The following is a 20119-nucleotide window of genomic DNA, read 5'->3' on the forward strand; positions in this document are numbered from 1 at the left end:
ATGCCTGACTACAAGGCCCCCTTGCGTGATATTCGCTTCGTTCGTGACGAACTGCTCGGCTACGAAGCGCACTATCAGAGCCTTCCAGCGTGCGCAGAGGCAACGCCGGACATGGTTGACGCCATTCTCGAAGAGGGCGCCAAGTTTTGTGAGCAAGTGCTGGCACCGCTGAACCGCGTGGGTGACACCGAAGGCTGCACCTGGAGCGAGTCCGGCGTGAAAACCCCGACCGGCTTCAAAGAGGCCTACAAGCAATTCGTCGAAGGCGGCTGGCCAAGTCTGGCCCATGACGTCGAGCACGGCGGTCAGGGTCTGCCTGAGTCGCTGGGTCTGGCTGTCAGCGAGATGGTCGGCGAAGCCAACTGGTCGTGGGGCATGTACCCGGGCCTGTCGCACGGCGCGATGAACACCATCTCCGAACACGGCACCCCAGAGCAGCAGGAAGCCTATCTGACCAAACTGGTCTCCGGCGAATGGACCGGCACCATGTGCCTGACCGAGCCGCACTGCGGCACCGACCTGGGCATGCTGCGTACCAAGGCCGAACCTCAGGCCGACGGTTCCTACAAAGTTTCCGGCACCAAGATCTTCATCTCGGCCGGTGAACACGACATGGCCGACAACATCGTCCACATCGTACTGGCCCGCCTGCCGGACGCACCGGCCGGCACCAAAGGCATTTCCCTGTTCATCGTTCCGAAGTTCCTGCCGAACGCCGACGGCACCGTCGGTACGCGTAACGCCGTGACCTGCGGTTCGATCGAACACAAGATGGGCATCCACGGCAACGCGACCTGCGTGATGAACTTCGACGGCGCGACCGGTTTCCTGATCGGCCCGGCGAACAAAGGCCTGAACTGCATGTTCACCTTCATGAACACCGCACGTCTGGGTACCGCGCTGCAAGGTCTGGCCCACGCCGAAATCGGTTTCCAGGGCGGCCTGAAGTACGCTCGCGATCGCCTGCAAATGCGTTCCCTGACTGGCCCGAAAGCGCCGGACAAGGCCGCTGACCCGATCATCGTTCACCCGGACGTACGCCGCATGCTGTTGACCATGAAAGCATTCGCCGAAGGCAACCGTGCGATGGTGTACTTCACCGCCAAGCAGGTCGACATCGTCAAATACGGCGTGGACGAAGAAGAGAAAAAGAAAGCCGACGCACTGCTGGCCTTCATGACTCCGATCGCTAAAGCGTTCATGACCGAAGTCGGTTTCGAATCCGCCAACCACGGCGTGCAGATCTACGGTGGCCACGGCTTCATCGCCGAGTGGGGCATGGAGCAGAACGTTCGCGACAGCCGCATCTCGATGCTGTACGAAGGCACCACCGGCATCCAGGCACTCGACCTGCTGGGCCGTAAAGTGCTGATGACTCAGGGCGAGGCTCTGAAAGGCTTCACCAAGATCGTCCACAAGTTCTGCCAGAACAACGAAGGCAACGAAGCCGTTAAAGAGTTCGTCGCACCGTTGGCTGCACTGAACAAAGAGTGGGGCGAGCTGACCATGAAGGTCGGTATGGCTGCCATGAAAGATCGCGAAGAAGTCGGCGCGGCCTCGGTGGACTACCTGATGTACTCCGGTTACGCCTGCCTGGCCTACTTCTGGGCTGACATGGCGCGTCTGGCTGCCGAAAAACTGGCTGCCGGCACCACCGATGAGGCGTTCTACACCGCCAAGCTGCAAACCGCGCGCTTCTACTTCCAGCGCATCCTGCCGCGTACCCGTACGCACGTGGCCACCATGCTGTCGGGCGCGAACAACCTGATGGACATGAAAGAAGAAGACTTCGCACTGGGCTACTAAGCCTCAACGCAGTCTTTTGAAAAACCGCTGCTCCTTCGGGGGCAGCGGTTTTTTTGTGCCCGGATTTCCCCAATTCCGGGGCTGATTCCCCAGCATTGATGAGGGCGCTGCTCAGCCGACCCCTTGCGGTTATTGATTCAAAATGTTTCCAGAAGAGTGGCCAATTAATTGCACTGCCCGATTTACCGGTGCTAACCAGAACTGCCTGCTCAAAGAAGCAAGACGCCCGGCACTTAACAACAACAGTCAGGGTGAAGCCTATGAACATCAGTCGACTCGCTCGTTTGACCTTCTGGTTACCCATCGCGCTGTCAGTCCACAGCGCCTGGGCCGCCGACCCCGCCGTGGTCGATCCTCCCGTGCCGGAGGTGCCTTCGCTGCAATCGTTGCGCGGGATGGTGCCCCCCGATCCGTCCGGAACCGAAGGCGGGCGTAAGGTCGACCTGATGACCGACTACGTGCTCAATCGCCAGGCTGCGATCCTGCTGGGCAAGGCGCTGTTCTGGGACATGGAGATCGGCAGCGATGGGTCCACGGCCTGCGCGTCCTGCCACTACCACGCCGGCGTCGACCACCGCATCACCAACCAGCTCAACCCCGGCCAGGCGCATACCAACGCCAACGTCGCGTCGATCTTCAACAAACCGTTCGTAGCCTCGGACATTCCCGGTGACGTGGCGTCCTACGCGACATTGTCCGGCGGCAAGGGTGGCCCGAACTACACGCTGAAGAAAACCGACTTCCCGACCCACGTGCTGAGCAATCCGCTGGAGCGCAACTCGCCCATCGTGTACTCGACGGACGATGTGGTCGGCTCGCAAGGCGTGTTCGACGCCAACTTCGTCAAACCCAATCAGGCGCGTTTCGACAAATGTACTCAGCAGCCGGACGGTATTTTCCAGGTCGGCGGCATCAACGTTCGCCGCAGCACGGGGCGCAATGCGCCGTCGGTGATCAACGCCGCGTTCAACGTGCGCAACTTCTGGGACGGCCGGGCCAACAATGTGTTCAACGGCTTCTCGCCGTTCGGCAATCGCGACCCGGATGCCGGGATCTACGTGACCAGCGAACGCAGCACGGTTGCGACCAAAGTGCGGCTGGCGCTCAACGATGCGTCTGCCGCCTCGCAAGCCGTCGGCCCGCCCGGCAGCCCGGTGGAAATGTCCTGCGGTGGCCGCACTTTTGCCGACATTGGTCGCAGGATGCTCGACACGTTGATGCTCAAGCAGCAGCGGATCTCGTCCACGGATTCAGTCCTGGCTCCGGTGTCCGGCGCACGGCGGCCGACCTATCGCGAACTGATCAAGAACGCCTTCCAGCCCCGGCTGTGGAACGCCACGCAAAACGTTCTGGTGGGCGGCGTGCCGTACACCCAGATGGAGGCCAACTTCCCGCTGTTTTTCGGCCTGGCGATCCAGATGTATGAGGCGACGCTGGTGTCCGATCAGGCGCCGATCGATGCTTACCTGCAGGGCGATCACACGGCAATGAACGCGCAACAGGTGGAGGGCATGAACCTGTTTCTCGGCAAGGGCAAATGCGTCAATTGCCACGGCGGTCCGGAGCTGACCAACGCCGCCAGCCGCCTGCTGATGCATCCGCGTGAACGCATCGAGCGCATGGTGATGGCCGACAACCTGACCACTCTTTACGACAACGGCTTCTACAACACCGGTGTGCGCCCGACCTCGGAAGACCTGGCCCTCGGCGGCGCGGATGCCTGGGGCAATCCATGGTCGTTCACCCGGCAGTACAACAGTGTGTTGCAGGGCGGCCGGTCGGTGGATCCGCTGGACGTCGATGTCTGCACGTTCGAGGCACCGTTGAGTGCGGCGATTCCGTGCGATGCCACGCTCAAACCGAATGTCGGCTTCCGCGATTCGGTCGACGGCGCGTTCAAGACTCCGACCCTGCGCAACATCGCTCTGACCGGGCCATACTTCCACAACGGCAGCCGCTCGACGCTCAAGCAGGTGATGGAGTTCTACAACCGTGGCGGTGACCGGCGCGGTGAAGACGCCAACAACACCAGCGGCTTCGAGCATCCGGCGGTGAACCAGCACAACAGCTCCAACCTCGACCCGGACATGACGGCGCTGAACCTGACGCCCGATGAAATCGACGCGCTGGTGAAATTCATGGAGGTCGGCCTGACCGATCCGCGCGTGGCCTGGGAGCGCGCGCCGTTCGATCATCCGTCGCTGGTGATCCCGCAGGGCCACATCGGCGATGAGAATACCGTGACTCAACGCCCGGCCAGTCCGAAGGTCACGACTCGCCAGGCGATGGACGCATCGCTCAATCTCAAGCCTTACGGTGCTGAAGGCCGGCCGGCAGCAGAGGGGCCATTGCAGCCGTTCTACAACGATCTCTGAGCATAAAAACACACCATGGCCATCAAGAATGATGGCCATGGTGGCCGTCTAGCGGCCATTGCGCAAAAAACCTTACTGAATTACTCAGCAACTGCCGATTTCGGCCGTTAAAGAGACAGCCTGTGATCTGGATCACATTGTGTGTGCTTAACTGGCCACATTGCAGGCACAATGCCATCTCTTTGCTATGACGGGTCGGAGCTTTTTCCCTTGCCGCGTTCTTCCGCTGTACGTTTCAGTCATTTTCTACCTTCACTGCTGTTGTTGCTCGCGGGGTTGGCGGCTGCGTACGTCAAAGACCTCAACGTATTCTTCACCTCACTGTTTAACGTGCTGCCGACCTTGGTGTTGCTGTTGGGCGGCTCGTACTGTGCGGTTTACCGACGCCAGCGCGAGCTGTTCCTGATGGTCACGGTGTACATCGCCTACTTCCTGCTCGACACCCAGACGGACTATTACCGCGACAACGGCAAGGTGCGCGAAGATGCGGCCGTGGTGTTCCACTTGGTCTGTCTGTTGCTGCCGTTGCTGTTCGGTCTGTTCGCCGCATGGCAGGAACGCACGCATCTGTTTCAGGACATGGTCGCGCGCTTCGCCGTGCTGCTGGCGTTTGGCAGCGTGGCGCTGGGACTTGAGCAAAGTTACCCGCAGGCGTTGCTGATGTGGCTTTCCGAGATCCGCTGGCCGGCGCTGCATGGCGCATGGATGAGCCTGATCCAGTTGTCGTATCCGGTGTTCATCTCGGCGTTCCTGCTCCTGGCCTGGCAATACTGGCGCAACCCGCGTCCGCTGCATGCGGCGCAACTGGTGGGGTTGCTCGGGGTGTTCTGGATGCTGCCGAAAACCTTCATCCTGCCGTTCACCCTGAACATCATGTGCAGCCAGGTCATGCTGATGATTGCGGCAGCGGTAGCGCACGAGGCGTATCAAATGGCCTTTCGCGACGAACTTACCGGTTTGCCGGGCCGCCGCGCACTCAACGAGCGCATGCAGCGTCTGGGTCGCAACTATGTGCTGGCGATGAGCGACGTCGATCATTTCAAGAAATTCAACGACACCCACGGCCACGACGTGGGGGATCAGGTGTTGCGTCTGGTCGCCAGCAAGCTGTCCAAAATCAGCGGCGGTGGTAGGGCGTATCGCTACGGTGGCGAGGAATTCGCCCTGGTGTTTGCGGGCAAGACCCTCGAAGAGTGCATGCCGCACCTGGAAGTCATCCGCGAGTCGATTGCGTCCTACAACATTCAGCTGCGCAATCAGGAAAGTCGCCCGCAGGATGATCAGCAGGGCCGTCAGCGCCGCTCGGGTTCGGGGGCGTCCAGCGTGTCGGTCACGGTCAGCATCGGCGTGGCCGAACGCCTGGAACAACGTACTCCGGAAGAGGTGCTGAAATCCGCTGACCAGGCGCTCTACAGCGCCAAGGGCGCAGGCCGAAACTGCGTGATGGCGTTCGGTCAGAACCGCCGTGGCGCGGTGCGCATGGACAGCGCCGCAGGTTGAGTGATGACGGCGCATTCAGCGTCTGGACAGTGATTGTGGGGCAGGGTGGCCGGCAGTAGGTTGAAGCAATCTGCTGAAGGAGAAGCCACCATGCCCGAGTACAAAGCTCCGTTGCGCGATATGCGCTTTCTGATCGACCACGTCTTTGACTTCCACACTCAGTACGCGGCCCTCGGCGCCCACGACGCCAGCCCGGACATGATCAACGCGATCCTCGACGAAGGCGCGAAGTTCTGTGAGAACGTTCTGGCACCGCTCAATCGCAGCGGCGATGAAGAGGGCTGCCATTTCGACAATGGCGTGGTGACAACGCCTACAGGCTTCAAGCAAGCCTTCGCACAATACGTGGAAGGCGGCTGGCACGGTCTGGCGGCAGATCCGGCTTACGGCGGCCAGGGCCTGCCGAGTTCGCTAGGGCTGGTGATCAGCGAAATGGTCGCCTCCAGCAACACCTCGTGGGGCATGTACCCGGGCCTGACCCATGGCGCCATGTCGGCGATCCACGCCCACGGCACCGACGAGCAGAAAAACACCTATCTGCGCAAACTCACTGCGGGTCAGTGGACCGGCACCATGTGCCTGACCGAAGCCCATTGCGGCACCGATCTGGGCATCATCAAGACCCGCGCGGTGCCTCAGGCCGACGGCAGTTATGAAGTGACCGGCAGCAAGATTTTCATCTCCGCCGGCGAGCACGACATGAGCGACAACATCATTCATCTGGTGCTGGCCAAACTGCCGGACGCACCGGCGGGGACCAAGGGCATTTCGCTGTTTATCGTGCCGAAATTTCTCCCGGACGCCTCCGGGGAGGCGGGTAAGCGCAACGGTGTTTCCTGCGGCTCGATCGAGCACAAAATGGGCATCAAGGCCTCGGCCACCTGCGTGCTGAACTTCGACGAAGCCAAAGGCTTCCTGATCGGCGAGCCGAACAAGGGCCTGAATTGCATGTTCACCATGATGAACCACGCGCGTCTCGGCACCGGGATGCAGGGCCTGTGTCTGGGCGAAGCGAGTTTCCAGGGCGCAATCAAATACGCCAACGACCGCCTGCAGATGCGCGCCCTGACCGGCGCCAAAGCACCGGAAAAACCGGCGGATCCGATCATCGTCCACCCGGACGTGCGACGCATGCTGCTGACCATGAAAGCCTTCAACGAAGGCAACCGTGCGCTGACCTATTTCACCGCGCAGATGCTCGATGTCGCGCACCTGAGCCCGGACGCCGAGGCGCGTCAGGAGGCCGAAGACCTGTTGGCGTTCCTGACTCCGATCTGCAAGGCGTTCATGACCGACACCGGCCTGGAGGTGACCAACCTCGGCATGCAAGTGTTCGGCGGCCATGGATTTATCCGCGAGTGGGGTATGGAGCAACTGGTTCGCGATTGCCGCATTGCACCGATCTACGAAGGCACCAACGGCATTCAGGCGCTGGATCTGCTCGGGCGCAAAGTGCTCGGCAGCCAGGGCAAACTGCTGCGCAACTTCACCAAAATCGTTCACAAGTTCTGTGCTGCCAATGCCGGTCATGCGCAACTGGGCGGGTTTGTCGCGCAACTCGATGACCTCAATCAGCAATGGGGCGAGCTGACCATGAAGGTCGGTATGGCCGCGATGAAGAACCCGGATGAAGTCGGCGCGGCTTCGGTGGATTACCTGATGTACAGCGGTTACATCGTTCTCGGCTACCTGTGGCTGCGCATGGCGCTGGTCGCTCAGACTCAGCTGGAGTCGGGGGAGGGTGATGGCGATTTCTGTCAGGGCAAACTGGCGACGTGCGAGTTTTACTTCAAGCGGTTGCTCCCGCGCACCGCTGCGCATCGTGCGGCGATCGAGGCGGGTAGCGATTGCCTGATGAAACTGCCGGCGCAGTTGTTTTCGCTGTAACACGCCACTGTTAAACAAAAGAGCCCGCTGATTGCGGGCTTCTTTATGGTTGATTGCTGGTGACTAAAAATAACAAATCAGTCACCGCCTGACCCTATGTGTCGCAAAAGTTGTTGGGTTACACTCCAGCTCAACGAAAACACCCTTCCACGAATCACCTGTTTAGATCTTTGCGAGGTTTGCCATGGCTGACTACAAAGCGCCGCTGCGCGATATGCGCTTCGTCCTCAATGAAGTGTTCGAAGTCGCCAAACTCTGGGCCGAACTGCCGGCCCTGGCCGAGACGGTGGACGCGGAAACCGTTGAGGCCATTCTCGAAGAGGCCGGCAAGGTCACCAGCAAAAGCATTGCGCCCCTGAGCCGTGCCGCCGATGAAGAAGGTTGCCACTGGGCCGACGGTGCCGTCACTACGCCGGCCGGTTTCCCACAGGCTTATCAGACGTATGCCGAAGGCGGCTGGGTCGGTGTTGGCGGTGATCCGGCCTACGGCGGCATGGGCATGCCAAAAGCCGTCTCGGCCCAGGTCGAAGAGATGGTCAACTCCGCCAGCCTGTCCTTCGGTCTGTACCCGATGCTGACCGCCGGCGCTTGCCTGTCGATCAACGCCCACGCCAGCGAAGAGCTGAAAGCCGCTTACCTGCCGAACATGTACGCCGGTGTCTGGGCCGGTTCCATGTGCCTGACCGAGCCACACGCCGGCACCGACCTGGGCATCATTCGCACCAAGGCCGAACCTCAGGCCGACGGTTCCTACAAGGTCAGCGGCACCAAGATCTTCATCACCGGCGGTGAGCACGACCTGACCGAAAACATCATCCACCTGGTACTGGCCAAACTGCCGGACGCACCAGCGGGGCCGAAAGGCATTTCACTGTTCCTGGTGCCGAAGTTCATGGTCAATGCCGATGGCAGCCTGGGCGCGCGCAACCCGGCGAACTGCGGTTCGATCGAACACAAGATGGGCATCCAGGCTTCGGCCACGTGCGTGATGAACTTCGACGAAGCAGTGGGTTACCTGGTCGGCGAGCCAAACAAGGGCCTGGCCGCGATGTTCACCATGATGAACTACGAGCGTCTGGGGGTCGGCATCCAGGGCCTGGCCACCGGCGAGCGCTCGTACCAGAACGCCATCGAATACGCCCGCGACCGCCTGCAAAGCCGTTCGCCGACCGGCGCGCAGAACAAGGACAAGGTCGCTGACCCGATCATCGTTCACCCGGACGTGCGTCGCATGCTGCTGACCATGAAAGCCTCGAACGAAGGCGGCCGTGCGTTCTCCACCTACGTGGCGATGCAGCTCGACACCGCTAAATTCAGTGAAGACGCCGCCACCCGCAAGCGTGCAGAGGATCTGGTGGCCTTGCTGACGCCAGTGGCCAAGGCGTTCCTGACCGATCTGGGTCTGGAAACCACCGTCCACGGTCAGCAGATCTTCGGCGGCCACGGCTACATCCGTGAGTGGGGCCAGGAGCAACTGGTGCGTGACGTGCGCATCACCCAGATCTACGAAGGCACCAACGGCATTCAGGCGCTGGACCTGGTGGGGCGCAAGATCGTCGGCAGCGGCGGCGCGTTCTACAAGCTGTTCGCCGACGAGATCCGCCATTTCACTGCGACCGCCAGTGCCGATCTGGGCGAGTTCACCAAGCCGCTGAATGATGCTGTCGAGACCCTCGACGAGCTGACTTCGTGGCTGCTGGACCGGGCGAAAACCAACCCGAACGAAATCGGCGCGGCGTCGGTCGAGTACCTGCAAGTATTCGGCTACACCGCTTACGCGTACATGTGGGCGCTGATGGCCAAGGCGTCGCTGGGCAAAGAAGCGCAGGACGATTTCTACGCGAGCAAACTCGGCACGGCGCGGTTCTATTTCGCCCGTCTGCTGCCGCGGATTCACTCGTTGAGCGCGTCGGTCAAGGCTGGAAGCGAGTCGCTGTTCCTGCTGGACGCTGCGCAGTTCTGATGATGTAACGTCATGTAAGCGATCGCTTACATGACGTGCTGCTGTTCTCCCATAGGCGGGGATTGGATCCAGAGCTAATCTACTTTCCATGGACGTCGCGCAGGAAGCGCAAAGCAACAACACGGACACGTAGGATTCTGCCAGGGTGGCGGAGTGAAATGGATGTCAGGGAAACAGTCTGCAAAGCCCCGCTTCGGCGGGGTTTTCTTATGCCCGCAGAAAAGTTTTCAGCTCAGCGCGTCCAGCGGCGGCGCACCTTTCAGCGGTTTGTCCTCACGCTGCATCACCTCTTCCAGCAACGTTCGCAGCAAGGCCAATGGCGCCTGCTGGCGTTGCACATCGCGACACACCAGCCCGACCTTCAACGGTACACGTGGCTCACTTAACGGTTTCCACAGCAGATCCTGATCGTCGTACTCCTTTTGCGAACGACCGGGCAGCACCGTCGCCAGACGGGTATGCGGCAGGCTGTCGAGAATCCCCACCATGTTGTTCAGCTCGGCCTGCACTTGCGGGCGACGTCCGAGGCTGGCCAGTTGGGCCTGCCAGATCTGACGGATCTGAAATTCTTCGCCCAGTAGGAGCATCGGCAATTCGGCAGCTTGGCTCATCGAGACTTTCTTGAATTCCCGCAGCGGATGATCCGCCGGGATGACCAGTGTCAGTTCATCTTCGTACAACATCACGCCGTGCAGCCCCGGCTGGCGTGGCGGTAGATAGCTGATGCCGATGTCCAGCGAGCCGTTGAGCAACCGCCGTTCGATCTCAAGCCCCGTCAGTTCATAAATCTGCACCACCAGATGCGGCTGGGCCTTGCGCACTCTCTCCAGCATTTGCGGCACCAGGCTGGTGTGCACGGTTTGCAGCACGCCGATCGCCAATGTGCGCAGCGCCTGACCCTTGAAGTTGCCCAGCGCTTCTCGCGCACGCTGCATGCCGTCGAGCAGTGGCAAGGCGTGGTTGTACAAGGTGTGGGCGGCGAGGGTCGGTAACAGGCGTTTACTGCTGCGTTCGAACAGGGTGACGTCGAGGTTTTGTTCCAGGTGGCGAATCTGCTGGGACAGCGCGGGTTGAGAGATCGACAGACGCTCGGCGGCGCGTCCGACATGACCTTCTTCGTAGACCGCGACGAAATAACGCAGTTGTTTGAAATCCATAAGTAACACTTATCGAAAATGCTGGGAAATCGAAATGGCTCGACGCCGTGAACCGGCCTAGTCTAACCGCATTCACAAGGCTTACAGGGCCGGAAAGCGCAATGACCAGCGTTTGTTTTGAAAGTGTTTGCATAGGCAGTTCAAAAAACCTCGATCGAGGTTTTTTTCAATGAATCTGTTCAGTTTGCGGCGCCACACGCCGAGCCTCGATGACCTGGCTTTTGAAACCCGTGAATCGGATGCCGCTGATGGCTTGAATGCCGAGCGCCTGATGCCCAGCGTCGAGCGTCCGCAGCAGGTATTCGTTCGCGGCCAGGGTTCCTGGCTGTGGGACAGCAATGACCGCGCCTACCTGGACTTTTCCCAGGCCGGCGGTGCCAACAGCCTCGGCCACAGTCCTTCGGCGCTGGTCAAGGCTATCGCCAGCCAGGCCCAGGCCCTGATCAATCCCGGTTTCAATTTGTACAACCGCGGCATGCTCAGCCTTGCCGAACGTCTTTGTGCGAGCACTGGCAGTGATCAGGCCTATCTGCTCAACAGCGGTAGCGAAGCCTGTGAGGCGGCGATCAAACTGGCGCGCAAATGGGGCCAGCTGCATCGCGGCGGCGCCTCGCGGATCATTGTCGCCAGACAAGGCTGTCACGGACGTAGTCTGGCGACGATTTCGGCGTCGGACAGTTGCAACCTGCACAACCGCTTCGCACCGTTGCTGCCGGGTTTCGATCTGGTGCCGTTCAATGACCTGCCGGCACTGCATGCGGCGGTGGATGCGCAGACCGTGGCCATCATGCTCGAGCCGATCCAGAGCGATGCCGGGGTGATCCCGGCGACCGAGCATTACCTCAAGGGTGTCGAACGTTTGTGCCGGGAGTTGGGGATTCTGCTGATTCTCGACGAGGTTCAGACTGGCATCGGCCGCTGTGGCACCTTGCTCGCCGAACAGTCCTATGGGGTGCGCGCCGATATCGTCGTGCTCGGCAAAGGTCTCGGCGGTGGCGTGCCTCTGGCGGCGCTGCTGGCGCGAGGCAAGGCTTGCTGTTTCGATCCTGGGGAATTGGGCGGTACGCATCATGGCAACGCGCTGATGACCGCCGCAGGCCTGGTGGTGCTCGACAGCGTGCAGGATCGCGCCTTTCTCGAACAGATCCGGGACAACGGCCAGCATCTGCGCGAAGGGCTCGCCCGTCTGGCCCATCGTTATGAACATGGCGAGTTGCGCGGGCAAGGGCTGTTCTGGGGACTGACCCTGTCGGAAGACTCCGCCGAGGCCGTCGTTAAAGCCGCGCTTCACGAAGGCTTGCTGCTCAACGCCCCACAAGCCAACTGCCTGCGCTTCACCCCGGCGCTCACTGTCAGCAAGGCCAACATCGACGAAATGCTTTTGCGCCTGGCCCGTGCCTTCTCCCGGGTACGCACCGCGCAACTGCAATGCCGCAAAGGGATTGCCGTCTGAGCTGAGGTTTCCCACCCGAATTCAAGAACCGTCTCGCGGTATAACGCACGCCCCACGCCTGATTCTTTTGGCGTGGGGCGTTTTTTTGTGGCCGGGTAATGGCAATCAGATGGCGAGATTGCGGTTTGCACTGAACCCTGACAAACGGCACAGGTCGATTAGCTTGTATGGCTCAGGTGAGCCAACCCCCAATCAGGAGCTGCCCCATGGACTTTATCCGCATCATCATTGCCATTCTGTTGCCGCCACTGGGTGTATTTCTGCAGGTCGGGTTCGGCGGCGCGTTCTGGCTGAACATTCTGCTGACGTTGTGCGGTTACATCCCGGGGATCGTGCATGCGGTGTACATCATCGCCAAACGCTGAGTCTCAGTCCGTCAAACCCATCACTCGCCGGTAGAACCGCCATTCCTGCTCCAGCGCATGGGCCTGGTTGGCGGCCCGGCGGAAGCCGTGGCGTTCGTCGGCGTAGTAATGCGCCTCGACCTCAATGCCGTTTTGCTCCAGAGCCGCGACCATGTCGCGGGTCTGTTGCGGCACGACGACGGCGTCCAGTTCACCCTGAAAGAAAATCACCGGTACGCGGATGTTGCCTGCGTGCAGTAACGGCGTGCGGGCGGCGTAGCGTTCGGCGTCCTTCTCTGGGTCGCCGATCAGCCAGTCCAGGTAATCGCCTTCGAACTTGTGTGTTGCGCGGGCCAGGGCCACCGGGTCGCTGACGCCGTACAGGCTGGCGCCGGCGCGAAATACCTGATGGAACGCCAGGGCACATAGCGTCGTGTAACCACCGGCGCTGCCGCCACGGATGAATGCACGTTCGCCGTCGATCATGCCGCGATCATTAAGGTAGGCCACGACCGCACACGCATCCTCGACGTCCACCGCGCCCCAACTCAGATGCAGCGCCTGCCGATACTCCCGGCCATAACCGCTGCTGCCTCGGTAGTTGAGATCGGCGACGGCGAAGCCTCGTTGTGTCCAGTACTGAATGCGCGGGTCGAGCATCGGGTAGCAGGCTGATGTCGGGCCGCCGTGGATGAACACCACCAGCGGCGGTTTCGCATCGCCATTCGTGGCCGGGTAAAAGAAACCGTGTGCTTCACCCGAATCACTGGGGTAGCGCAGGGTTTGCGGTCGGCTGATGCGCTCGGCTGGCAGCGGTGCAACACCGCCGGCCAGGACGTTCACTTCGCCCGAGTCGCGATCGATGGCGATCACCGCTGAAGGGCTGATCGGTGAGGCGGCAATGCAGTAGACAAATTGATCATCGACAGCCAGATGCCGGAAGCGACTGTAGTCGCCGGTGAAGTCTTCGCCGTTGAGCGCCAGACGACCGAAACCGCCTTCGCTCCAGCTCGCCAGAAAGCTTTCGCCGGTGGGCAGCCAGGTGCAGCCGCCAAGTTGCCATGGGGCTGGAGCGTGATCGGCTTCGGCGCTAGCTAACGGTTGCAAACCGTTTGCCGACTCGACCCACGGTTGCCAATAACCACCACGATCGGTCAGACAGCCCAGTCGGCCATTGGCATCGAAACGCGGTTGCTGGATCGACTCTTCAAGGGTTTCACCCGCCACACAGCGTGGGACGGAAAACCCGCTATCCGAGCGCTCGGCGAGCATCAGTCGTGTGGATGTCCACGGCTGATGCGGACGGCTCCACTCGATCCACGCCAGGCGCTGCCCATCAGGGCTGATGATCGGCGATGCATAAAAATCCGAGCCTTCAATCAGCCTATGACGCTCGCCATTCGCCAGATCGATAGCCACCAGCCGATGGCGATCACCGTTCTCTTCAACGGCCAGCACCTGCCCGTCGGCGTAGTTCAGATCGCCATAACGACACTCGCCAGACGTCAATGCCACGGGCTCGCCGTCCAGCGTTTGGCGATACAGCTGTTGATCCGCCTCGTTGACGAAAACCAGCCCGTCAGGCGTCAGGCAAAACGCCCCACCGCCATATTCGTACACCCGGCTGCGCACGCTGAAACCCGTAGGCGTCAGACATTTCGCCACACCATCGCGCCAGTGCCAGATCCGGCACGCGGCGTCTGTCGGGCGATATTCATTCCAGAACAAACCACGGGCGCCGAGCTGCAATTCGGCGAAGTCCACGCCGGCGGCAACCGCAGCGGTGGCGCTGAAAGGCTCAGCCTTTGGCGATGAGTCGCGAGTTTCGTTCATTGCGAAAGGCCAGTTGTTCGATGGTCTGGGTGGCGTGCTCGGCTTCTTCGCGGGCCTTGAGGATCACGCCGTGATGTTCGGACTTGCTGCACACCGGGTCGGCATTGCTCGCGTCGCCGGTGAGCATGAAGGCCTGGCAGCGGCAGCCGCCGAAATCCTGTTCCTTTTCGTCACAGGAGCGGCACGGCTCGGGCATCCAGTCATAGCCGCGAAAGCGGTTGAAGCCGAACGAGTCGTACCAGATGTGCTGCATGCTGTGGTCGCGCACATTGGGAAATTGTACCGGCAGCTGTCGGGCGCCATGACAGGGCAGGGCGGTGCCGTCCGGTGTGACTGTCAGAAACAGACTGCCCCAGCCGTTCATGCAGGCTTTCGGGCGCTCTTCGTAGTAGTCCGGGGTGACGAAAATCAGCTTGCACGGATGCCCTTCGGCTTCCAGTTTTGCGCGGTATTCGTTGGTGATGCGTTCGGCGCGAACCAGTTGTTCCTTGGTCGGCAACAGGCCGACACGATTGAGCTGCGCCCAGCCGTAGAACTGGCAGGTGGCGAGTTCGACAAAGTCGGCCTCCAGCGCAATGCACAGTTCGATGATGCGGTCGATCTTGTCGATGTTGTGCCGATGAGTGACGAAGTTCAGCACCATCGGATAGCCGTGGGCCTTCACGGCGCGGGCCATTTCCAGTTTCTGCGCGAAGGCTTTTTTCGAGCCGGCGAGCAGGTTGTTCACTTGCTCGTCGCTGGCCTGGAAGCTGATCTGGATGTGATCGAGCCCGGCCTTCTTGAAGTCGCTGATCTTCTGCTCGGTCAGGCCGATGCCGGAGGTGATCAGGTTGGTGTAGAAACCCAACTGGCGCGCTTCACGGATCAGCTCGGCGAGGTCCTGGCGCACCAGCGGCTCGCCCCCGGAGAATCCCAGTTGCGCCGCGCCCATCTCCCGCGCCTCGCGGAACACCTTGATCCACTGCTCGGTGCTCAGCTCTTTGCCCTGCTCGGCGAAATCCAGCGGATTGGAGCAGTACGGGCATTGCAGCGGGCAGCGGTAAGTCAGCTCGGCGAGCAGCCACAGCGGCAGACCGACCTCAGGCTTGGGCGGCAGATCAGTCAAGGGTGATCCAGTGCTGCGCACGGGCAACCTCCATGAATTGCTCGATGTCGTCACCGAGCTCGGGCACGCCGGGGAACTGTCTGTCGAGTTCGGCAATGATCGCCGCGACATCCCGCTCACCGTCGATCAGGCCGCCGATCAATGCGGCACTTTCATTGAGTTTGATCATGCCTTCCGGGTACAGCAGCACATGGCCTTTCTGTGCCGGTTCGTACTGAAAACGGTAGCCGGGACGCCAGGTCGGGGTCTTGCTGCGGTCGAAACTCATAAGGCGATTCCTTTATGCCAGACCCGTTGATCGGTGACGCTGTGATACGGCGGGCGGTTCAGTTCGTAGGCCATGCTCATGGCATCGAGCATGCTCCAAAGAATGTCCAGTTTGAACTGGAGAATTTCCAGCATGCGCTCCTGACCTTCGCGAGTCTTGTAGTGCTCCAGCGTGATCGCCAGACCATGCTCGACATCGCGCCGGGCCTGGCCGAGACGGGTGCGGAAATATTCGTAGCCGGCCGGGTCGATCCACGGGTAATGCTGCGGCCAGCTGTCGAGGCGCGACTGGTGGATCTGGGGCGCGAACAGCTCGGTCAGCGAGCTGCTGGCGGCCTCCTGCCAACTGGCGCGGCGGGCGAAGTTGACGTAAGCGTCGACGGCGAAACGCACGCCGGGCAGCACCAGTTCCTGGGAGCGCAATTGATCCGGATCGAGACCGACGGCCTGGCCGAGGCGCAGCCAGGCTTCGATGCCGCCATCTTCACCGGGGGCGCCGTCGTGGTCGAGCAGGCGCTGAATCCACTCGCGGCGGATCTCGCGATCCGGGCAGTTGGCGAGGATCGCCGCGTCTTTCAGGGGGATGTTCACCTGATAGTAGAAGCGGTTGGCGACCCAGCCCTGGATCTGCTCGCGGGTGGCCCGGCCTTCATACATCGCCACGTGATACGGGTGATGAATGTGGTAATAGGCGCCCTTGGCGCGCAGGGCCGCCTCGAATTCGGTGGGGGAAAGCGGGGTGTCGGTCATTGCAGTTCTCCGGGCATTCGTTACAGGACGATGCTCATGCCGTCATACGCCACTTCAACATTGCGCCGAACCAGTTCCGCGCGCTCCGGCGAGTCTTCGTCGAGAATCGGGTTGGTGTTGTTGATGTGGATAAGCACCTTGCGCTGCTCGGGAAGCTGTTCCAGCACTTCGAGCATGCCGCCAGGGCCATTCTGCGCCAGATGGCCCATTTCGCGGCCGGTGCGGGTGCCGACGCCACGGCGCTGCATTTCATCGTCGTCCCACATCGTCCCGTCCACCAGCACGCAGTCGCTGCCGGCCATGATTTCCAGCAGCGGCGCGTCGACCTTGCCCAGGCCCGGGGCGTAGAACAGTTTGCCGCCGGTGCTGAGGTCTTCGACGATCAGGCCGATGTTGTCGCCCGGGTGCGGGTCGAAGCGGTGCGGCGAGTAGGGCGGCGCGGCGCTGCGCAACGGCAGCGGGGTGAAGCGCAGGTTCGGGCACGCAGCGACGGTGAAGCTCTGGTCGAGTTCGATGCGGTTCCAGTCCAGCCCGCCGTTCCAGTGCTTGAGCATGGTGAACAGCGGGAAACCGGTGCTCAGGTCTTCGTGGACCATGTCCGTGCACCAGACCTGATGCGGGCAACCTTCGCGCAGGCTGAGCAGGCCGGTGGTGTGGTCGATCTGGCTGTCCATCAGGATGATCGCGCTGATGCCGGTGTCACGCAGGGCGCGGCCCGGTTGCATCGGGGCGAAGCTCTGAAGCTGCGCGCGGATGTCCGGGGAGGCGTTGCACAGCACCCAGTTCACGCCGTCATCGGAGATGGCAATGGACGATTGGGTACGGGCCTGGGCATTCAGGCTGCCGTCGCGAAAACCGGCGCAATTGACGCAGTTGCAGTTCCACTGCGGAAAACCGCCACCGGCGGCCGAACCCAGAATCTGAACGAACATGAACGCTCCATCATTTCAACGCTGAAAATAAAACGCCCCGGCGAGCCGAGGCGTTGCACTGCAGTGTTCTGCTTGAGGCAGGACTCAGCGGCTGGCGAAGTACATGGTGACTTCGAAGCCGATGCGCAGGTCGGTGTAAGCAGGTTTGGTCCAAGCCATCGGGTGACTCCTTTTTCAGGTGGGTGAGATAGCGCTATCCATAGGTATAGTCCACGGCAGCGCGGGGATGTTCCAAATAGTTAGGTGGCTATGTTACTCAAAATTTCAGGGGCTTTGCCCGTGAATCTTTGAGAAAGCTCCTTGCAGCCCCGGTAATGATCATTTAGCCGCGTGCCAGGGCGCGCCCGGCGAAGGGCGGTTGGCCAGACCGTGCCAGCCGCCCTCGGCGCGGATCAGACGTTGTGCGGCGGCCAGCAACGCCGGGCGATCCAGTTGAGCGATTGCTCTGCGTAATTGCAGCAGATAATCCGACGAGTGGCCGGCGAGGCGGGCCTGCCACAGGAGTTCGGCCGCATCTTTGCCGGACAGGACGTTGTCATCGAACTGATCGGCAAGCGTCTGGCGTTGCTGAGTGAGGCTGGCGGCATCCAGCTGTTCGACAAGGGCTGGCAGGCCATCGAGAAACTGCTGAATGTGGTCGAGCAATTGCGCGGCGGTGGCCGTGGGCGATTGCACACCGAACAGCAATCCGCTCTGGCCATGAATCTGGCGCAACCCGCTGAACACCGCATAACCCAGTTGCAGTTCGACGCGCAGGCGTTGGTAGAACGGTGTCTGGCACAGGTGCGCGAGCAGGCGCCACGCGGCTTCGTCAGCGATTTGGTGGCTGGCGGTCGGGCAGAACAGCAACAAGGCGTGTTCGCTGGAGTCGCTGTCGATCTGACTCCACTGGAGCTCAGCCTTCATGACAGAAGGTGCGGGAATTTGATTGTCCGGGATGCCGGGGATGCGACTCAGGGCCAGACCCATGGCTGACTGGGTTTGTTGGTTTAGCCCCAAAGCCAGACCGTCCCAGCGGGAAGTTGTCCACAGGTGCGCGGCGTCATCGGATTCGCCTACCGCTGTCAGGCACTTTTCGGGCAATGCCTTGAGCAGTTGGCGGATCGGTATCAGCGCAGGTTGCGGCTCGCCTTTCGCGGAGTCGGCGCCCACTTGTGTCAGAGATTTCAGCGCGTGCTCCAGCACAACGGGCAGCGTGTCCTGCAGGCCGGTGAGATTCAGCAGCCACTGATTACCCGTGGCGTTGAAGGACAATTCGACCCCGGCCTGACGCGCGTCGTCAGAAACCTCCCGCAGACTGCGTTGCAGTTTCGCTTGCAGCTCGGCCGTGGCCGCTGCTTCCGTCTGCCAGCGAACATATACCGCACCTTCGTCACCGTTATCCGGCAGCGCCTGGCTGAATTGCATTGGCGAGCGTTCGCGACGGCTGCGCGAGCGATCCTGAGCGAACGTGCGCAGACCTCGGTGGGCGCTGGTCTGGCCGCGGATCAGGCCGGCGTTGGCCAGCGGTTCGGCTGCGCGCAGGAACGGATTGGCAGCGGGTAGATGCCAGTGGCTGCTGAAGTTATCCACAGTGCCGATTTTGCCGAGAATCACTTTCAGCGCCGCAACGGCCGAATCGCAGAGGCCGTTTTCAAGTCGTTCGCTGTCGATTCGCGCCAGCTGCAACGCGCCGCTGACCTGCTGCTGCCGTTCAAGCAGCATTGCATACTCCTGACGCAACGCCGGCCAGTCCTGCTGCGCTGCGAAGAAGCTCAACCAGTCGAGAAACTGTGCGCGGAGAGCGTCGAGTGACCCGGATGCCCCAGTGAACTGAAGATGCAGAACTGCCTGCTCAGCAAATTGATAGGGCACACAGGCCTGTAAGCCTTCCGCGAATCCCTGCTGTTGCAAGTGAGCGAGCAGCCCACCGGGTTTGGCGCTGTTCAACCAGTGACAGAGAAATGCCAGTGCTTCGGCCGACGACTCCGGCAAGTCCTCCAACGCAAACAGCAGATTGCCGTTCCGTTCGCCGACCTGTTGATAACTTGCCTGTGGAGTGTCCATCAAGCGAACGGGGGCTGCCTGTGAAGTTTTATCCCCAGCCGTCAGCGCGGCGGCAAACTGCTCCGCCAGCGCTCGCAGTTCTTCCACGCTCTGCGGCCCGACCAGACTCAGGATCATCTGCCCGGTGCGGTAAAACTGCTGATGGAAATCTCTCAACGCCTGCTGAAAATCCGCTTGTTCAACCGGCAGGCTGTCGCGGTTTCCGGCATGAAAGCCGCGCAAAGGATGCGCTGCCGACAATCCCTCGAACAGCGCCTCTTTCTGCTGAGCCGCAGCATCCTGCGACCACGCGACAAACTCCGCCTGTAACACTTCCCGTTCCCGCACCTGATCGTCCGGATTCATAAGCGGTCGGGCGAGCATGTCTGATAGACGCTCCAGCCCACCACTGAAGGACGCCGGCGGCAACTCAAAGAAGAAATCGGTGGTGCGCTCGCGGGTGCTGGCATTCACCTGACCGCCGTGACCTTGCACGTAGGCCATCAGCCCTTGCTGTGCGGGAAAACGCTCGGTGCCTAGGAACAGTAAATGCTCAAGGAAGTGCGCCAGCCCCGGCCACGCCAACGGCACGTCATGACTGCCGGCAGCCACCCGCAACGCGGCGGCGCTGCGCTTCAGGCCGGGCACGTGACGCAGGGTCACGCGCAAGCCGTTGGCCAGGGTTTCGGTGTGGGGACGGGGATGAGTCGGCGCAGGCATGG

The 20119-nt window shown here is 61.3% G+C and carries 15 protein-coding genes; 7 read left to right on the forward strand and 8 right to left on the reverse strand.

Annotation, left to right across the window (positions count from 1 at the left end; genetic code table 11):
• The 5 genes from ACTJK7_RS21565 (at position 1) to ACTJK7_RS21585 (ending at position 9531) form a co-directional block, all read left to right on the forward strand.
• The gene (locus ACTJK7_RS21565) at positions 1-1806 is read left to right on the forward strand and encodes a phenylacyl-CoA dehydrogenase (RefSeq protein WP_011336238.1); all 1806 of its coding nucleotides are present in this window, start codon (positions 1-3) and stop codon (positions 1804-1806) included.
• A 260-nt stretch (positions 1807-2066) separates the two neighbouring features.
• Positions 2067-4181, forward strand: coding sequence for a cytochrome-c peroxidase (locus tag ACTJK7_RS21570; RefSeq protein ID WP_440779561.1), 2115 nt, complete (start codon positions 2067-2069; stop codon positions 4179-4181).
• A gap of 210 nt (positions 4182-4391) precedes the next feature.
• Positions 4392-5681 carry a GGDEF domain-containing protein gene (locus ACTJK7_RS21575; RefSeq protein ID WP_064380305.1) on the forward strand — a complete coding sequence of 430 codons (1290 nt, stop codon included), beginning with the start codon at positions 4392-4394 and terminating at the stop codon, positions 5679-5681.
• A gap of 90 nt (positions 5682-5771) precedes the next feature.
• Complete coding sequence (locus tag ACTJK7_RS21580; protein WP_440779563.1) at positions 5772-7568, forward strand: acyl-CoA dehydrogenase C-terminal domain-containing protein; 1797 nt, start codon at positions 5772-5774, stop codon at positions 7566-7568.
• A gap of 184 nt (positions 7569-7752) precedes the next feature.
• Positions 7753-9531 (forward strand): acyl-CoA dehydrogenase C-terminal domain-containing protein, encoded by a 1779-nt coding sequence (locus tag ACTJK7_RS21585; protein ID WP_108563400.1) that lies wholly within the window; start codon positions 7753-7755, stop codon positions 9529-9531.
• 227 nt (positions 9532-9758) lie between these two features.
• Here the strand turns inward: ACTJK7_RS21585 and ACTJK7_RS21590 are convergent, their stop codons facing one another.
• The gene (locus ACTJK7_RS21590; protein WP_064380308.1) at positions 9759-10688 is read right to left on the reverse strand and encodes a LysR family transcriptional regulator; all 930 of its coding nucleotides are present in this window, start codon (positions 10686-10688) and stop codon (positions 9759-9761) included.
• 169 nt (positions 10689-10857) lie between these two features.
• On the opposite strand from ACTJK7_RS21590, the gene ACTJK7_RS21595 reads away from it, so the two are divergent.
• Entirely contained in the window at positions 10858-12141 is a 1284-nt protein-coding gene (locus ACTJK7_RS21595) for an aspartate aminotransferase family protein (protein ID WP_108563399.1), read from the forward strand.
• Positions 12142-12347: 206 nt separating this feature from the next.
• The gene (locus ACTJK7_RS21600; RefSeq protein ID WP_003228885.1) at positions 12348-12506 is read left to right on the forward strand and encodes a YqaE/Pmp3 family membrane protein; all 159 of its coding nucleotides are present in this window, start codon (positions 12348-12350) and stop codon (positions 12504-12506) included.
• A gap of 3 nt (positions 12507-12509) precedes the next feature.
• Here ACTJK7_RS21600 and ACTJK7_RS21605 read toward each other — a convergent pair whose 3' ends face one another.
• The 7 genes from ACTJK7_RS21605 to pqqF all read right to left on the reverse strand — a co-directional run bounded on the left by ACTJK7_RS21605 (position 12510) and on the right by pqqF (position 20117).
• Positions 12510-14318, reverse strand: coding sequence for a S9 family peptidase (locus tag ACTJK7_RS21605; RefSeq protein ID WP_108563398.1), 1809 nt, complete (start codon positions 14316-14318; stop codon positions 12510-12512).
• On the reverse strand, positions 14284-15423 hold the full coding sequence (gene pqqE, locus ACTJK7_RS21610; RefSeq protein ID WP_169844049.1) for a pyrroloquinoline quinone biosynthesis protein PqqE: 1140 nt from the start codon (positions 15421-15423) through the stop codon (positions 14284-14286). Before pqqE ends, ACTJK7_RS21605 begins: the two co-directional genes overlap by 35 nt.
• Positions 15416-15691: a pyrroloquinoline quinone biosynthesis peptide chaperone PqqD gene (gene pqqD / locus ACTJK7_RS21615; protein ID WP_064380313.1), complete on the reverse strand. Its 276-nt coding sequence runs from the start codon at positions 15689-15691 to the stop codon at positions 15416-15418. The genes pqqE and pqqD overlap by 8 nt, the downstream gene beginning before the upstream one ends.
• Positions 15688-16440, reverse strand: coding sequence for a pyrroloquinoline-quinone synthase PqqC (pqqC, locus tag ACTJK7_RS21620; RefSeq protein WP_064380316.1), 753 nt, complete (start codon positions 16438-16440; stop codon positions 15688-15690). The genes pqqD and pqqC overlap by 4 nt, the downstream gene beginning before the upstream one ends.
• A 20-nt stretch (positions 16441-16460) precedes the next feature.
• Positions 16461-17372 carry a pyrroloquinoline quinone biosynthesis protein PqqB gene (gene pqqB / locus ACTJK7_RS21625; protein ID WP_007959878.1) on the reverse strand — a complete coding sequence of 304 codons (912 nt, stop codon included), beginning with the start codon at positions 17370-17372 and terminating at the stop codon, positions 16461-16463.
• A gap of 84 nt (positions 17373-17456) precedes the next feature.
• Entirely contained in the window at positions 17457-17531 is a 75-nt protein-coding gene (pqqA, locus tag ACTJK7_RS21630) for a pyrroloquinoline quinone precursor peptide PqqA (protein WP_003444522.1), read from the reverse strand.
• Between the two features lie 159 nt (positions 17532-17690).
• On the reverse strand, positions 17691-20117 hold the full coding sequence (gene pqqF / locus ACTJK7_RS21635; RefSeq protein ID WP_108563397.1) for a pyrroloquinoline quinone biosynthesis protein PqqF: 2427 nt from the start codon (positions 20115-20117) through the stop codon (positions 17691-17693).
• Positions 20118-20119: the final 2 nt, after the last annotated feature.

Origin of the sequence: Pseudomonas sp. 22085 (genome assembly GCF_052045815.1) — a bacterium.
In the GTDB taxonomy this organism is placed as follows: domain Bacteria; phylum Pseudomonadota; class Gammaproteobacteria; order Pseudomonadales; family Pseudomonadaceae; genus Aquipseudomonas; species Aquipseudomonas glycinae.

Coding starts and splice junctions, on each gene's coding strand:
- ACTJK7_RS21565 (WP_011336238.1), top strand. CDS start 1: ATGCCTGACTACAAGGCCCCCTTGCGTGATATTCGCTTCGTTCGTGAC.
- ACTJK7_RS21570 (WP_440779561.1), top strand. CDS start 2,067: ATGAACATCAGTCGACTCGCTCGTTTGACCTTCTGGTTACCCATCGCG.
- ACTJK7_RS21580 (WP_440779563.1), top strand. CDS start 5,772: ATGCCCGAGTACAAAGCTCCGTTGCGCGATATGCGCTTTCTGATCGAC.
- ACTJK7_RS21585 (WP_108563400.1), top strand. CDS start 7,753: ATGGCTGACTACAAAGCGCCGCTGCGCGATATGCGCTTCGTCCTCAAT.
- ACTJK7_RS21590 (WP_064380308.1), bottom strand. CDS start 10,688: ATGGATTTCAAACAACTGCGTTATTTCGTCGCGGTCTACGAAGAAGGT.
- ACTJK7_RS21595 (WP_108563399.1), top strand. CDS start 10,858: ATGAATCTGTTCAGTTTGCGGCGCCACACGCCGAGCCTCGATGACCTG.
- ACTJK7_RS21600 (WP_003228885.1), top strand. CDS start 12,348: ATGGACTTTATCCGCATCATCATTGCCATTCTGTTGCCGCCACTGGGT.
- ACTJK7_RS21605 (WP_108563398.1), bottom strand. CDS start 14,318: ATGAACGAAACTCGCGACTCATCGCCAAAGGCTGAGCCTTTCAGCGCC.
- pqqD (WP_064380313.1), bottom strand. CDS start 15,691: ATGAGTTTCGACCGCAGCAAGACCCCGACCTGGCGTCCCGGCTACCGT.
- pqqC (WP_064380316.1), bottom strand. CDS start 16,440: ATGACCGACACCCCGCTTTCCCCCACCGAATTCGAGGCGGCCCTGCGC.
- pqqB (WP_007959878.1), bottom strand. CDS start 17,372: ATGTTCGTTCAGATTCTGGGTTCGGCCGCCGGTGGCGGTTTTCCGCAG.
- pqqF (WP_108563397.1), bottom strand. CDS start 20,117: ATGCCTGCGCCGACTCATCCCCGTCCCCACACCGAAACCCTGGCCAAC.